At 33.4% G+C, this 16069-nt stretch carries 16 protein-coding genes; 9 read left to right on the top strand and 7 right to left on the bottom strand.

Annotated features, from left to right (window positions below; translation table 11 throughout):
* Positions 1–39 precede the first annotated feature (39 nt).
* The 6 genes from EDB96_RS00710 to EDB96_RS00685 all read left to right on the top strand — a co-directional run bounded on the left by EDB96_RS00710 (position 40) and on the right by EDB96_RS00685 (position 6646).
* Entirely contained in the window at positions 40–1020 is a 981-nt protein-coding gene (locus EDB96_RS00710; protein WP_057115977.1) for a type IX secretion system membrane protein PorP/SprF, read from the top strand.
* Positions 1021–1177: 157 nt separating this feature from the next.
* The gene (locus EDB96_RS00705) at positions 1178–2365 is read left to right on the top strand and encodes a phosphoglycerate kinase (protein ID WP_057115428.1); all 1188 of its coding nucleotides are present in this window, start codon (positions 1178–1180) and stop codon (positions 2363–2365) included.
* Between the two features lie 110 nt (positions 2366–2475).
* On the top strand, positions 2476–4284 hold the full coding sequence (locus tag EDB96_RS00700) for a LysM peptidoglycan-binding domain-containing protein (protein WP_134138766.1): 1809 nt from the start codon (positions 2476–2478) through the stop codon (positions 4282–4284).
* A 46-nt stretch (positions 4285–4330) separates the two neighbouring features.
* On the top strand, positions 4331–5299 hold the full coding sequence (locus EDB96_RS00695; protein ID WP_057115427.1) for a DUF4837 family protein: 969 nt from the start codon (positions 4331–4333) through the stop codon (positions 5297–5299).
* 130 nt (positions 5300–5429) lie between these two features.
* Positions 5430–6071 (top strand): DUF1579 domain-containing protein, encoded by a 642-nt coding sequence (locus tag EDB96_RS00690; RefSeq protein ID WP_134138764.1) that lies wholly within the window; start codon positions 5430–5432, stop codon positions 6069–6071.
* 128 nt (positions 6072–6199) lie between these two features.
* Positions 6200–6646, top strand: a complete 447-nt coding sequence (locus EDB96_RS00685) for a GNAT family N-acetyltransferase (RefSeq protein ID WP_134138763.1) — start codon at positions 6200–6202, stop codon at positions 6644–6646.
* Between the two features lie 31 nt (positions 6647–6677).
* Here EDB96_RS00685 and EDB96_RS00680 read toward each other — a convergent pair whose 3' ends face one another.
* From EDB96_RS00680 to rnpA, 3 genes are all read right to left on the bottom strand, one after another.
* Positions 6678–8315, bottom strand: coding sequence for a S41 family peptidase (locus EDB96_RS00680; RefSeq protein ID WP_134138762.1), 1638 nt, complete (start codon positions 8313–8315; stop codon positions 6678–6680).
* Between the two features lie 2 nt (positions 8316–8317).
* Positions 8318–9160 carry a DUF4349 domain-containing protein gene (locus tag EDB96_RS00675; protein ID WP_134138761.1) on the bottom strand — a complete coding sequence of 281 codons (843 nt, stop codon included), beginning with the start codon at positions 9158–9160 and terminating at the stop codon, positions 8318–8320.
* 73 nt (positions 9161–9233) lie between these two features.
* The gene (gene rnpA, locus EDB96_RS00670) at positions 9234–9635 is read right to left on the bottom strand and encodes a ribonuclease P protein component (RefSeq protein ID WP_134138759.1); all 402 of its coding nucleotides are present in this window, start codon (positions 9633–9635) and stop codon (positions 9234–9236) included.
* Between the two features lie 125 nt (positions 9636–9760).
* Between rnpA and EDB96_RS00665 the strand changes: the two genes are divergently transcribed.
* The 3 genes from EDB96_RS00665 (at position 9761) to EDB96_RS00655 (ending at position 12381) form a co-directional block, all read left to right on the top strand.
* Positions 9761–10507, top strand: coding sequence for a lysophospholipid acyltransferase family protein (locus tag EDB96_RS00665; RefSeq protein WP_134138758.1), 747 nt, complete (start codon positions 9761–9763; stop codon positions 10505–10507).
* Between the two features lie 45 nt (positions 10508–10552).
* Positions 10553–11545, top strand: a complete 993-nt coding sequence (locus EDB96_RS00660) for an acyl-ACP desaturase (protein ID WP_134138757.1) — start codon at positions 10553–10555, stop codon at positions 11543–11545.
* 182 nt (positions 11546–11727) lie between these two features.
* Positions 11728–12381, top strand: coding sequence for an HD domain-containing protein (locus EDB96_RS00655; RefSeq protein ID WP_134138756.1), 654 nt, complete (start codon positions 11728–11730; stop codon positions 12379–12381).
* 380 nt (positions 12382–12761) lie between these two features.
* On the opposite strand, the gene EDB96_RS00650 is transcribed toward EDB96_RS00655, so the two are convergent.
* From EDB96_RS00650 to EDB96_RS00635, 4 genes are all read right to left on the bottom strand, one after another.
* A complete protein-coding gene (locus tag EDB96_RS00650) occupies positions 12762–12884 on the bottom strand; it encodes a FeoB-associated Cys-rich membrane protein (protein ID WP_208326175.1) in 123 nt (40 codons plus the stop codon).
* A gap of 6 nt (positions 12885–12890) precedes the next feature.
* A complete protein-coding gene (gene feoB / locus EDB96_RS00645) occupies positions 12891–14990 on the bottom strand; it encodes a ferrous iron transport protein B (protein ID WP_134138754.1) in 2100 nt (699 codons plus the stop codon).
* Positions 14990–15229, bottom strand: coding sequence for a ferrous iron transport protein A (locus tag EDB96_RS00640; RefSeq protein WP_026982352.1), 240 nt, complete (start codon positions 15227–15229; stop codon positions 14990–14992). The genes feoB and EDB96_RS00640 overlap by 1 nt, the downstream gene beginning before the upstream one ends.
* A 103-nt stretch (positions 15230–15332) precedes the next feature.
* Positions 15333–15998 carry an SCO family protein gene (locus tag EDB96_RS00635; RefSeq protein WP_134138753.1) on the bottom strand — a complete coding sequence of 222 codons (666 nt, stop codon included), beginning with the start codon at positions 15996–15998 and terminating at the stop codon, positions 15333–15335.
* Positions 15999–16069: the final 71 nt, after the last annotated feature.

Raw genomic sequence — 16069 nt, 5'->3', positions numbered from 1 at the left:
ATTATAGCCCCAATGATGTTATCTAAAAAATTTATTACAATGAAAAAGTTTATTTTATCCTTAGTACTCATGGCTGTAACAACAAGTTACAGCCAAGAGTTAAACCTACCAGTATTTACCCAGTATTTGGCTGATAACCCTTTTATTCTTTCGCCTGCTTATGCTGGTATTGGAGATAATCTCCGTATTAGAGCCAATGGTTTAACACAGTGGGTCGGAATCAAAGATGCACCAGATAACCAATCATTGTATGCAGATTTTCGAATTTTAGATCGTTCCGGAGTAGGGTTGTCTTTATACAATGACAGCAATGGTAATACAAGACAAACAGGAGCAAAAGTTTCCTTTGCACACCACCTTATCTTAGATTATTACTCAGAGCAATATCTTTCTTTCGGTATTTCATATAACTTTAATAGTTTCCGTATTGAAACAGGCAATTTTACAGGAGATGTAAATGGTGTTCCAGTAGCATTAGATCCTTCGATAACAGACAATCGTTACAATTCAAACAACAACTTTGATATTAGTGCTTTGTATCGTAACAAAGGATTCTACTTCAGTTTTAATGCCAATAACGTTTTAAAGAAAAACGTTGACAAGTATAGAGGAGTTGAGCCGGATTTACTTTCAAACTTTCAAGTATATTCTGGATTTACATTTAGAGATGGGGAAAACAGAAGAATTGAATACGAACCATCAGTTTTCTTGCAGTATTTTGCGAGTGACCAGCGTTCGACAACCGACCTTAACTTCAAATACAGACGTTACAATCGTTACGAAGATTACTATTGGATTGGAGTTTCTTACCGTTTCTTAAATGACCAGTTTCCTAAGCCTTTGGCAGCAGGACCAATGGCAGGTTTTATGAAATCTAAATTCTATTTTGCGTATTCGTACCAATTTATGTTTAACGGACTTGGGACTTACAATTCTGGAACCCACTCGATAACAATTGGATTTGATTTCTTACAATCTATCAGTAACTGTCCTTGTACACAGAGTCCAGTTCACGATTAAACAACTATTTTTATCATTTTTAAGAATTAATTTGTTTATTTTCATAATTTACAACGTTTTCGTTTTTATTGATCGATTATTTTTGCTTTTTTGAAATTTAGAGTACTGTAAAAGTTCTATATTTGTTATTCTTTCAAAAAATTAAAAAAATTAGCAGATGAAAACTTTAAACGATTTCGATTTTAAAAATAAAAAAGCAATTATCCGTGTAGACTTCAACGTGCCGTTGGATGAGAATTTTAATGTTACAGATACAACACGTATTGAGGCTGCAAAACCAACTATTGACACAATCTTAGCACAAGGTGGAAGTGTGATCTTAATGTCGCATTTAGGCAGACCAAAAGGAGCAGAAGAGAAATATTCTCTTAAACATATTTTAAAAACAGCTTCTGATATTTTAGGAGTTGAGGTAAAATTTGCTGAAAACTGCGTTGGAGAACCAGCTCAGACTGCAGCAAAAGATTTAAAACCAGGTGAAGTTCTATTATTAGAAAATTTACGTTTTCACGCAGAAGAAGAAGCTGGAGATGTAGCTTTTGCTAAAGAATTAGCTTCTCTTGGAGATATTTATGTAAACGATGCATTTGGTACAGCTCACAGAGCGCACGCATCAACTACAATTATTGCACAATTTTTTCCAAACGATAAATGTTTCGGAACTTTATTGGCCAAAGAAATTGAGAGTTTAAACAAAGTACTTAATAACAGTGAAAAACCTGTTACTGCTGTTCTTGGAGGTTCTAAAGTTTCATCTAAAATCACAGTTATCGAAAATATCTTAGATAAAGTTGATCACATGATTATTGGAGGTGGAATGACATTTACTTTCATTAAAGCCCAAGGCGGAAAAATTGGTGAATCTATCTGTGAAGACGATAAATTAGATTTAGCTCTTGAAATTTTAAGATTAGCAAAAGAAAAAAACGTTCAAGTTCATATTCCAGTTGATGTTATTGCTGCAGATGATTTCTCAAACAATGCAAATACTCAGGTTGTAGATGTAACTGCAATTCCTGACGGATGGCAAGGTTTAGATGCAGGTCCAAAATCTTTAGAAAACTTCAAAAAAGTAATTTTAGAGTCAAAAACTATCCTTTGGAATGGTCCATTAGGAGTTTTTGAAATGGAAACTTTCTCTAAAGGAACTATCGCATTAGGAGATTATATTGCTGAAGCTACAGAAAATGGTGCATTTTCTTTAGTAGGAGGTGGTGATTCTGTTGCAGCAGTAAAACAATTCGGATTTGAAGATAAAATGAGCTATGTTTCTACTGGTGGCGGGGCTATGCTTGAGATGTTAGAAGGAAGAGTTTTACCTGGAATTGCTGCAATTTTAGACTAAAATATCACAATTAACATTTTTTTACATAGTTTTCTTCGATAAAGGGCTTAGATTTGCAAAAATACAGTTCCTATAATTCTTTGAGTTACAGAATTTTAAAAAAATGTTATATGATTGTAAAGAAAATATCCTTAGTGGTTACAGCTTTGTTCTCTATGTCGATGTTCGCGCAGGAATCTGCAGAATTTTCTAGAGAGATAAAGCAAGACATTAAGTTGTCGTATTTAGATTCTATCAAAAGCACATTCAAAAGAGACCAGTTAGCTACAAAAGTTGATAGTTTATGGATGAATGAATTAGTTAGTCTTGACATTTATGACGATTTAACAAAAGACATTCAAACAATTAATAAAGATGTCACTGTCGATGAAGAATTGCCAACAGAATTGCTCAAACAGCGTTTAGCGGCAATGAATCAGAAATCACCTTTTGAGATAGAATACAATCAAGGTTTAGAAAATATAATAAAGTCATTTCTTAAGAACCGTAAAAAATCGTTTTCTCGATTAATGGCTTTATCAGAATATTATTTCCCAATCTTCGAGGATGCTTTTGCCAAACAAAATGTTCCTTTGGAAATAAAATATTTAGCCGTTGTAGAATCTGCTTTAAATCCTAAAGCAGTTTCTAAAATGGGCGCCACGGGACTTTGGCAGTTTATGTACGGAACCGGAAAACAATACGCTTTAAAAATCGATTCTTACATCGATGAAAGAAGTGATCCTCTTAAAGCTACAGCCGCATGTTCTGAATACATGACCAAAATGTTCAATATTTTTGGTGACTGGGAACTGGTTTTAGCATCTTACAATTCAGGTCCTGGAAATGTTACCAAAGCAATTCGTCGTTCTGGCGGAAAAACTAAATATTGGGACATTCGCAATTACCTTCCAAAAGAAACTCAAGGTTATGTTCCCGCTTTCTTAGCAACAATGTATCTTTTTGAATATCATAAAGAACACGGAATTAACCCAGAAAGAGCTGTTGTTAAAAACTTTGAAACAGATACAATAGCAATTAAAAATCAAATGTCTTTTAAACAACTTGCTGATTTATTAGACATGCCGCAATCGCAAATCCAGCTTTTAAATCCATCTTATAAAATGAATGTGGTTCCTTTCTATCAAGGAGAACAACATTTTATTCGTCTTCCAAAAGATAAAATAGCAACATTTGTTTCCAACGAAGATCAAATTTATGCTTACGTTAAGCACGATACAGAATTTAGATCAACATCATCAAGACTTGCAGTAAAATACGCTCCAAAAGCTAAGCCGGCAGCTAAACCTGCAGCAATTGACAATAGCGATTACGAATTTTACAAAGTTAGAAAAGGAGATAATTTAGGAGCAATTGCATCAAAATATAATGTGAGTATTAGTGAGTTAAAAAAATGGAATAACATTAAAACTAATGCAGTTGCAGTTGGAAGAAGTCTTAAAATTAAATCTGAAGAAACTGCTCCAGTTAAAACAAATCCAGTTATAGACAAAGAAGAAGCAATTGCATCTGCAGATGATAAAGAAAAATCAACTACAGTACCACAAGACTATGTTGTAGCTGCTGGAGATAATTTAGGAAGCATTGCCAAAAAATTCGGTATGACTATTGCGGAGTTAAAAGAACTTAATAATTTAACTTCAAATAATATTGGTTTAGGAAAAACGCTTATTATTTCAAAAGCGTCTCCAATAATAGAAGAGCCAGCTTCAACTGCAATTGCATCAACTTCGATTGATTCATTCAAGAAAAAAGCAGCTTCTAAAAATATGGGTGAGGATTATTACGTTAAAAAAGGAGACTCTTTATACAGTATTTCTAAAAAATATCCTGGAGTAACAATTTCAGATATTAAAAAATGGAATGGTATTAAAGATGAAGATATTAAACCGGGAATGAAACTTAAAATAAACGGATAATAGAATAATCTTATTAAATTTGGGTTTTATTTCATAAATTAAGAAAATGAATAAAACCCATTTTTTATTTCTATTACTTTCATTTTTCCTGATTTCATGCTTCAAAGGCGAAAAGCAAAACGATTCAGTTTCAGGAAAAACCAATACCATTTCGATCATTATTGACGATCAGCTGTGGTATGGAGAAGTTGGCGATAGCATTCGAAATAAATTTGCCTCGCCGGTTCTTGGACTTACCCAAGAAGAACCGCTTTTTACGATCAATCAATATCCTGCTCGATTGCTTGAAGGTTTTGTAACCGACAGCCGAAGCATTATTGTAGTTAAAAAAACGGCATCAGATAAATTCGAAATCATTCGAAGCAAAGCTTTACCTCACAATACATTCCGTATCTACGGAAAATCAGTAGATGATATTATCTGTAGTATCGAATTAAACTCTCCAGAGATCATCAAACAAATTCGTGATGCCGAAATTCAAAAGGTTCAGGAAGACAATAGTAAATCACTATTGAATCCAGCGATCATTAAAAATAAATTCCATATCGATCTACAAATCCCTACTGGATATGAATATGTACTGCATAAAAAGAATTTCATCTGGCTTAAAAAAGAAATCATCAGCGGTAATACAAGTCTTTTAGTATACCAAATACCTTTGCACAAATTCGACAAGAAAAAAGATGTTGTAAATTCAATTGTGCGTATGCGAGATTCAGTTGGAAGTTACATTAAAGGTCGCGAGCCTAACACAAGAATGATTACCAGCGAAGCTTACGCACCTTATTTTTCAAAAGTTACATTAGACAATAAAGATGCTTTTGAAACAAAAGGAACCTGGGAATTAAAAAACGATTTTATGGCAGGACCATTTATTAATTATGCCATTGTTGACAAAACGTATAATCGTCTTTTGGTTATAGAGGGATTTTGTTACTCGCCATCTAATCAAGAACGAGATTTAATGTTAGAGTTAGAAGCAATTATTAAATCAGTGAAAATTGATAAGAGATAAAGTTTTGTTTTGAGCTTATAGCAGGCAATTATTCTAACTCGTACCAAAAAACCTGAAACTTGTAGCTTGAAGCAATTTACGCTAATATTTTCCTTACTTTTGTTTGTAACAAACATAAAAACAAATAGTTATGAAAAAATTAATCGCAACACTAGTATTGTTTGTGCTGTGTTTGATCTCTTGTAAAAGGGAAGTAAAAACAGAAACCGAAACCACAAAAGTTTCAGACAGCATTAAAACTGAAGAACCAATTGCAGAAGAACCAGTAGATTCTGCTACGCAAGCAAAAGCCTGGCAGGCATATGCAACACCCGGAGCTCCGCATAAATTAATGACAGACGAAGTAGGAACATGGAATTGCGATATGACTTTTTGGTATGAGCCGAATGCAAAACCAGAAAAAACAACCTCAGTAGCCAATATCAAAATGATTTTAGGAGGGCGTTATCAAGAATCAGACTACCAAGGAAAAATTATGGGAGCGCCATTTGTCGGCAAAAGTACATTGGCCTACAACAACGCCAGTAAAGAATATACAACCACTTTTATCGATAATATGGGAACCGGTATGATGGTCGCTTTTGGTAAATATGATGAAAAAACAAAAACAATTGAATTTAAAGGAGATGTCGTAAATCCAGTAACTGGAAAAAAAGCGCCGTACAGAGAAGTATATACAATTGTTGATCCAACAACACGAAAAATGGAAATGTACGACACGAAAAATGGAACAGAATATAAAAGCATGGAAATAGTGATGAAGAAAAAGTAATTTCCAGCACAGCGTAAAATAGAAATCCCGATTACAATTTGTAGTCGGGATTTCTATTTGATAATATTTGATGTAATTTTGCTTGTTCTATAATAAACAACAACGAAAAGCAGCAAACAATATACAGAATGGAGTTAAAATGGAAAATAAAGCCTTTTGAGGCATTAAATGTAAACGAGTTATATGATTTGCTCAGACTAAGAAGTGAGATCTTTGTAGTGGAGCAAAACTGCGTTTATTTGGATTTAGACGGAAAAGACAAGAAAGCATTACATTTAATTGGCGAATATGACGGCAAAATTGTAGCTTATTCTCGTTTATTCGATTCCGGAATTTCATTTGATAACGCTTCAATAGGAAGAGTGGTAGTTGATGCCAATTACAGAGATAAAAAATTTGGACATGATTTAATGCGTGAAGCTATCTCCCAAATACAATCAAACTTTGGAAAAGATAAAATTACTATCGGAGCACAGTTGTATTTAAAGAAATTCTACGAAAGCCACGGTTTTGTACAAACCAGCGAAATGTATTTAGAAGATGATATTCCGCATATTGAAATGATTCGACAGTAATTAAATACTCCACAAGATTTGACTTCATTCACTACATCTTTAAAATCGTTTTATATTCTGTTTGGTTATTTAATACACTAACTGCTCTTTTAATTTCAGAATTATTTTTGATATAAAACTGATACAAACCTTCCTGATATTGATATCTCTTAATCAATTCTTCCTGGATCATGTTTTTAATTTCTTTCTGATTTTTATCCAGCAAAGTGGTTTCACTTTTTTCTAAAGCGGCCAATAACTGCTGATATTCAGGAGCAATCGTTTCGTCTATTTTTTCATTTTTAGCTGCCGCTAAAGTGTTTTTCAAAGCCACTTCAGTTTCGGTATCAAATGTGATTTTATTTGCTTTCAAAAACTGTTTGAAAGAACTATAATCTGCGTCTGTTATGGTTGGAATTTTATCTCCCAAATTCGGATTTTTGTAGTAGTAAGTTGTTGCATAATCAAAAACGCCATCATTTTTAATTAAAGCTGTTGCAATTGCGCTGGTTTTAGTTTCTTCTAATTCAATATCTGGTAAAACTCCACCGCCGTCATAAACTGTTCTGCCTTTTCTGGTTTTAAAAGCATTAAAATTTTTAGCATCAGTTTTTAGTGCCATGCCGTTTTTGTCTTTATGCGCATAATCCAATGCCTGAATACATCTTCCAGACGGAGTATAATATCTCGAAATAGTAACTTTTAACTGCGTTCCGTAAGTAAGGTCAACCGAACGCTGTACCAAACCTTTTCCGAAACTTCTGCTTCCTAAAATAACCGCTCGGTCTAAATCCTGTAAAGCACCAGAAACAATTTCAGACGCAGAAGCACTTCTTCCGTTTACTAAAATTGCCAATGGAATTTCTGTATCTACAGGTTCTTTTTGAGTTTTATAAGTGTTATTGTGCTTTTCTATTCGTGATTTAGTCGTAACAATTACTTCATTCTTCGGCACAAATAAATTACAGATATCAATCGCTTCGTTCAATAAACCTCCAGGGTTTCCTCTTAAATCTAAAACAATTTGTTTCGCTCCGTCGGCTTTTAACTTTTCAAGAGCATCTTTAACCTCGTTAGAAGCTTTTCTGCTAAAGTGCGCCAAAACAATATAACCTGTTTTATCATCAATTTTTCCGTAAAAAGGAACCGATTTAATGTCTACTTCATCCAAAACCAAAACAGTAGTATAAGGTTTGCCCTGACGTAGATATTTAATATTGATTTTAGTATTTTTCGTTCCCTTCAAAAGTTGAGAAGCGTCATCTTTAAAATCGGTAATCAAAACATCTCCAATTTGAATAATTTCGTCGCCCGCTTTTAGTCCGGCTTTATCGGCAGGATAATTTTTATAAGGTTCGCGAACAATTAAGCGATCTTTTTTTCTTGAGATTAAAGCACCAATGCCAGTATATTCTCCAGTATTGTTGATTTTAAAGTTCACTACATCTTGTTCATTAAAGTAAACCGTATATGGGTCTAAACTTCCCAACATGCTTTTGATCGCTTTATCCATCAAATCGCCAGGATTCGTTTCGTCTACATAATTGGTGTTTACTGCTTTAAACAAAGTCGTAAAAATCTCGATCTGTTTGGCAATTTCAAAAAAATCTTCTTTAAAACTGGTTCCAACAAACAACATTCCCGCAGCAGCTACAGGTATAATAAATTTCTTTTTGAAATACGGATACATGATTATTCTTTTTTTCTTCTTTTTAATCTTTTTCTAATAAAATAGGCAAATACAAAAAACAGAATGACAAATGGCCAAACGCTTAATAATGAAATTAATAAATCGGATAAACTAAAAAATCCTGATTTAATTGCGGTTGCAAGTTTTGAACCGTATGATATTTTAACACCTTCTTTTTCAGGTATTGTTTTATAAAATTCAATAGTAACAGTACTTTCAGAAACTCGGCTTTCCAGATATTTCAGCTGACCTTCTTTAGATTCGATTTCCTCGCGAATAGCAGAAATTTGTTCTTCAATCTCTAAAATTTCACTGACTTTGTTCGCTTTTTTTAGAATTTCAAGATAACGTTCTTCTAGTTTTTTCTTGGTTTTTAATCGAGAAGTCAGATCGATATATTGTTCTGTAACATCTTCAGCAGAAATAGTTTTAACTTCAAAATAAGAAACACCTTTAGAAATATCACTTATAAAACGATCGAAATTCTGACTTGGTACTTTTATCGTTAGATTTCTAAAAACAGTTGCAAAATCCTTTCCTTCAGAATCGTTTATGATTCTGGCTTTACTAGTCAACGCAGCTTTTTGAATTTGACTGAAAGAATTTTCTAAATTATCAGTTTCAAATTTTAAAGTTGCTTCTTTTATGATTTTTTGTTCGATTTTTTCATCTACTTTAGGCGGCGGAGCATCGTTCGGACTTGGCTTTTTGTCATAAGCAACATTTTCTGCTTTTGCAGGCATTTGTACACTTTGAATTGCATAAGCTTCGTCATTTATAGCGTTTGCTTTTTTACATCCAAAAAGAATTAAAAACAAAAAAGATAAAAAGAAAATGTGACGCATAAAATTTCAATTTAGAGCTAAAACTACGATTTTTTTGTCTAATTTGATTATTAATCTTACGTTTTGAAATCTACTATTCAATTTTCTGTGCAGAATCTGGAGATTTGTTTATTTGAGCTGTAAATTTCTCAAACAACTGAATCATTTTGGTATTGATTTCTGTGTATGATAATTTGTCCTTAGACTGATAAAAAAGCATAATAGAATAGTTTCCATCCAGATTATCAAGAAGCAAATGTTTGTTTAAGCGATATGTTTCTCTCAAAACTCTTTTGAAGTAATTTCTATCAACGGCTTTTTTGAAATATTTCTTAGAAACCGAAACACCAATTTTTGTTTGTTCTTCTGAATTTTCTTCCGCTTGACGGTAAACCAAACGAAGCGGATATTTAGATACCGATTTACCATCAGAAAATAATAATCCAATAATGGTTTTGCTTTTTAAACGCTCGTTTTTAGGGTAAGTGAAGTTCATTTAATTCAGAAAAAATTTGCAAATTTTACTGCAAAGGTACAATTAAACCAGAAAAACGGTTATTGTTTTCAATTTTAATAAGTCTAAAAATATATTTATTACTTTTGCGCATTAATTTTTGAAGCATGGAAAAAATTATTTCTTATCCAATATCGGTAATTTATTATTTATTATTTGGTTTATGTTTGGCTGTTTTTCATCCCATTCAATGGATTTGTTTAAATTTATTTGGTTACCAGGCTCATAAAAAAAGTGTAGATTATTTAAATTTCTGCCTTTTAAAATGTACAAATCTTGTGGGAACAAGGTATACAATCGAAAATAGAGAGACAATTCCCACAGGAGTGCCGATCATTTTTGTTGCCAATCATCAAAGTATGTACGATATAGTCGCAATGATTTGGTACTTTAGACGTTTTCATTGTAAATTTGTAAGTAAGAAGGAATTAGGAAGCGGAATTCCAAGTGTTTCTTTTAATTTGAAATACGGAGGATCTGTCTTAATTGACCGTAAAGACCCTAAACAAGCGATACCAGTTATCAAAGGCTTGTCTGAATATATCGAAAAAAATACAAGATCGGCCGTTATCTTCCCAGAAGGAACAAGAAGCAAAACAGGAAAACCAAAAGAATTCGCGCAAAGCGGTCTGAAAATTTTATGCAAATATGCGCCGTCTGCATATGTTGTACCGGTGAGTATTAATAATTCTTGGAAAATGGTAAAATTTGGTTTCTTTCCTGTTGGTTTAGGAAATCACCTGAAATTTACGGCTCATCAAGCTTTAGCTGTCAAAGATTACAAATTTGATGAGCTGATGGAAATTACTGAAAGAGCAGTTAAAGAAGGAATAAATGAGTATAAACAGGTTTAAGTTTTAGTCCGAGCTAAAACGTACAACCCAAATCTATAATAAGTAATGTCTATAAAAAACATTAGATTAGAAGTAATGCAGTTTTTGGAAAAAAACGTGGATAGCTTCGTTGAACAGTATTTAATTCCAGTGGAAAAAATTTGGCAGCCGTCTGATTTTTTACCAAATTCTGAAGGAGAAAATTTCTTCGAAGAGGTAAGAGAGTTACGTGAAATTGCTAAAGAATTACCATACGATTTCTGGGTTACGCTTGTAGGTGATACCATCACCGAAGAAGCTTTGCCTACATATGAGTCTTGGTTAATGGATGTCGAAGGAGTAGATCAAGTAGAAAATGGTGGTAACGGTTGGTCTAAATGGATCCGTCAATGGACCGGAGAAGAAAACCGCCACGGAGATCTTTTAAATAAATACCTGTATTTGTCTGGTCGTGTGAACATGCGTGAAATCGAAATGACTACACAGCATTTAATCAACGACGGTTTTGATATTGGAACTGGAACTGACCCGTACAAAAACTTTGTATACACGAGTTTCCAGGAATTAGCAACTTACATTTCTCACAATAGAGTAGCGCAGATCGCAAAGAAATTTGGCGATAACAAGTTGTCTAAAATGTGTAAAATGATTGCAGGTGACGAAATGCGCCACCATCATGCATACAGCGAATTTGTAACTAGAATTTTCCAAGTTGATCCAAGCGAAATGATGCTTGCTTTTCAATACATGATGAAGCAGAAAATTGTTATGCCGGCTCACTTTTTGAGAGAATCAGGACAAAAAATAAGTTCAGCATTTGAGCAGTTTTCAGATTCTGCACAGCGTATCGGGGTTTATACTGCAAATGATTATGTTGATATTATGCAGAAATTAATGAACAAATGGGAAATTGATAAAATTACCAATTTGACTGATGAAGCTGAGAAAGCACGCGATTACTTAATGAAATTACCAGCTCGTATGGCAAGAATATCAGAAAGAATCGTTATTCCGCAAGAATCACACATCTTTAAATGGGTTGAACCAGCGAGATTGTAAATTTTAGATTGCAGATTTTATATTTTAGATTTAAAATTGAGTTTTGCAATTGATTTTGATATTGAAAAATGTTGATTGTTAGATTTTCAAAACTCTAACAATCAGCATTTTTTATTTAATACAAACCTTTCGTAAATCTGCTTAATGTGCATGATCTGCGAGAAATTCAAATAATATAATTCATGAATACTTCTGAACTAATAAATAAAACCATTGCTTTCGTAAAAGAAAAACTGAACGATGCAGAAGGAGGGCACGATTGGTTTCATATCGAACGCGTGTATAAAAACGCACTTTTAATAGCAAAAGATACCGTTTGTGACCTAACAGTTGTCCAGCTGGGAGCTTTGCTTCATGATATTGCTGACAGTAAATTTCATAATGGGGATGAAACTATCGGTCCAAAAACAGCGAGAGCATTTTTAGAGACAGAAAATGTTTCAGAAGATATAATTACGCATGTTGTCAATATCATCGAAAATATCTCTTATAAAGGCGGAAATTTCGAAAATAAATTCTCTTCTGTCGAATTGGATATCGTTCAGGATGCAGATCGTTTAGATGCAATTGGTGCAATTGGTGTTGCAAGGGCATTCAATTATGGCGGATTTAAAAACAGAGCTTTGTACAATCCTGAAATTGCTCCAGTAACCAATATGACAAAAGAAGAGTACAAGAAAAACAATGCTCCAACAATAAATCATTTCTACGAAAAGCTTTTACTTTTAAAAGATAAAATGAATACCGAAAAAGGAAAACAAATCGCTGCCGAAAGACATCAGTTTATGGAAACATTTCTTGCGCAGTTTTATGCTGAGTGGGAAGGGGTGAAGTAAGTACTCAGTTTTCAGTCTCAGTTTTCAATTTTATATTCGATAGAAATATCCAGAATACTTCTACTTTAAATGCCAAGTTATAAGTAATGCGGCAAAGAAGCCTAGTGTGAACCATAATAAGCGAGTAACTCTGTTATCTCTGATTATTTCTTTCTTATCTTCTGGTGACATTTTAATGAATTTTGAATTTCAAAAATAATCTCAGAAAATATACAAATAAGCTATTTATGGATTTTAAAATATCATAATAAGACATTTTTTGAATGAAAAAGCTTCACAAGATTGATAAATCTCTGTGAAGCTTTTCATTAAGTTATATTTTAAAGTTCTAATCAAAAAAAAACTTTGTCCCTCTGAACCTTTGTCTCTTTGTCCCTAAACTAAGAACACCCACAATTTCCATCGCCGCAGTCTTTTTTCTTTTTAGATTTAAAAAAGAATTTTTTGATCAGAAAAGCTACTGCAAATCCTAATATGGCGAAAGCTATAATTTGCTGAATCATAATTTTTTATTTTAAAAGTTGATACGCAATTAATGCGGTAAAATAAGCCAGTCCGCTCATTAAGACCAGCTGCATTGCCGGCCATTTCCAAGAATTGGTTTCCTTTTTAGTAATAGCCAAAGTACTGGCACACTGCATAGCAAAAGCATAAAACAACAATAAAGATATTCCAGTGGCGAAATCAAATACTTTTTTCCCCGTATCTGGACGTATTTCTGCTTGCATTTTGCTTTTTATGGTCGATTCGTTATCTGTATCTCCAACACTGTAAATAGTCGCAAGAGTTCCTACGAAAACTTCACGGGCTGCAAAAGAGCTGATTAATGCAATTCCGATTTTCCAATCGTAACCCAAAGGCGCAATTGCTGGTTCGATCGCTCTTCCCATTAATCCGATATAAGAGTTTTCTAGTTTTTGAGAAGCAACCTCGTTTTCAAACTGAGTTTCATCTAAAGTTTTAGTGGCAAATCTTTCTTTTACGATAGACTCAGCTTCGTTAAAATCTTTTCCAGGTCCGTATGAAGCTAAAAACCATAAAATAACCGATATCGCCAAGATGATTTTACCTGCGCCAACAATAAATGCTTTTGTTTTCTCTACAACATTAATTCCGACATTTTTTAAAAGCGGCATTTTGTAACTCGGCATTTCGACAACAAAATACGTTTTAGAGTTTAGTTTTAAAACTTTATTCAAAATATAAGCCGATAGAATCGCCGCAACAAAACCTAAAACGTAAAGTGACATTAAGGTTAATCCTTGAAGATTTAAAATCCCGAAAACGCGTTTACTCGGAATAACCAAAGAAATAATAATAGCATAAACAGGTAATCTTGCAGAGCAAGTCGTGAATGGCGTTACTAAGATCGTAATAAGGCGTTCTTTCCAATTCTCTATATTTCGAGTAGCCATAATTGCCGGAATCGCACAAGCTGTTCCTGAAATTAAAGGCACGACGCTTTTTCCTGAAAGTCCGAACCTGCGCATTATTTTATCCATTAGAAAAACAACTCGGCTCATATAACCACTTTCTTCCAGAATCGAAATAAAGAGGAATAAAAAGGCAATCTGCGGAATGAAAATAATAACACCCCCAATTCCCGGAATAATTCCCTGAGACAATAAATCGGTTAAAATACCGCTTGGAAGTTCTGCTGCAACCCAGCTGCTTAAAGAAGCAAAAGTGCTGTCAATGAAATCCATTGGAATAGTTGACCAGCTGAAAATCGATTGAAAAATCAAAAATAAAATAGCAAAGAAAATTACGTAACCCCAAACTTTGTGCGTTAAAACGCGGTCCAATTTGGCGCGAATATCTTTAGCCATCGAAGCATCAACTTTTAAACCTTCTTTTAAAACATCATTTATAAATTGGTATCTTTTGATGGTTTCTTTCTGCTGCAGGCGCTTTAGTTCTGAATGTGATTTTGTTAAAGTGCTTCGAACTTCGTTTCGATCTAAATTAGAAAAGTTAACATCCTGCGTAATTACCAGCCACAATTTGTACATTAATTGATTGGGAAAAGCATGTTGTAATTTTTGAAAGTATTCAGGATCAATTACTGATGCATTTAAACAAGGTTCGTTTGGAAGAGTTTTATACGAAACAATCAATTCTTTTAATTCATCAATTCCTAAACCTTTGCGAGAACTTACTAGGGCAATTTTAGTTTTTAGTTTTTCCTCTAAATACGGAATATCCAAACTAATTCCCTTTCTTTCCATACGATCAGACATGTTAATCACCAATATCGTCGGAATTTCAAGGTCTTTGATTTGTGTATAAATCAGTAAATTTCGTTTCAGGTTTTCAACATCTGTTACTACAACGGCAACATCTGGAAATAATTTGTCATTTTTATTTAGCAAAAGTTCAATAACCACACTTTCATCCATCGAACTTGCATTCAAGCTGTACGTTCCTGGTAAATCAAGAATATTAGCTTTTATATTATGAGGTAGTTTGCAAAAACCTATTTTTTTCTCAACAGTAATTCCAGGATAATTCCCAACTTGCTGGTTAAGACCAGTTAACTGATTAAAAACAGAGGTTTTTCCAGTATTCGGATTTCCGATAAGGGCAACATTGATATTTTGAACACTCATTACAAATTGGTTTTGATAAGTTCAACTTCAATTTCGCGAGCCGTTTCGATACGAATCGCTACATGCGAACCGTTAATATCCAAATATAGAGGATCTCCAAAAGGAGCAATCTGCAGTAATTCAACTAAGCTGCCAGGAAGACAACCCATTTCTAATAATTTCAGTGGAATAAGATCGATATCAAAATCTTTGATAATGGCTTTTTCGCCTTTTTTCAGAGTGTGTATTGTATTTTGCAAGCTTATTTAGATTGAATTTAGATTGCAAAAGTAGGCAATTATTCTTTATTCCAAGGCATTTAACACCTTATCAAATGCTAAATGTTTCTAAAAATAAGGCTTTTTACTCTTGAGAAAGGAAATCGATGTCTTCTAAAAGACGTTTTATGTCTTCTTTGTTTGTTCCGTCATAAAAACCTCTAACGCGGCGTTTTTGATCTACCAAAACAAAATTCTCTGTATGAACCATATCGTACAACTGGTCTGGTCTTCCGAGTTTAACTGCCAAGTACGATTTTCTGGCCATTTTGTAGATTTCTTTTTTATCTCCCGTAACCAAATTCCATTTGCTGTCGACAACGCCATATTTTATAGCGTAGGCTTTTAAAACAGAAACACTGTCAACTTCTGGAAAAACAGTATGCGAAAGCAGCATTACTTTCGGATTGTTTAAAACTGTTTTTTGAACATCAACAAGATTGGTTGACATTTTTGGACAGATAGATCCGCAGGTTGTAAAGAAGAAGTCTGCAACATAAATTTTTCCTTCGTAATTTTTCTGTGTAATGGTATCGCCGTTTTGGTTTACAAATGAAAAATCGGCAATTGTGTGGTATTTGCTTTTATATTGAATGGTACTGTCTACCAATTCAGGATTTACATCGGCTGGATTATAAATTGGCAGTGTCTTTTTAGGTTTTAAGGCAGAGTAAAACAAAGATATCGTAACAACCGAAAACACTATTAAAACAATAAAGAATTTGCGGTATTTGTATAAAAGCGATTTCATAAAAATAATTTGGCGCAAAAATACAAAAAGCAGATTTTAAAAACTTTACTCGAATATTTTTTTAACAGCCT

Origin of the sequence: Flavobacterium sp. S87F.05.LMB.W.Kidney.N, from assembly GCF_004366435.1 — a bacterium.
In the GTDB taxonomy this organism is placed as follows: domain Bacteria; phylum Bacteroidota; class Bacteroidia; order Flavobacteriales; family Flavobacteriaceae; genus Flavobacterium.
This window is presented reverse-complemented; position numbering and strand designations above follow the sequence as displayed.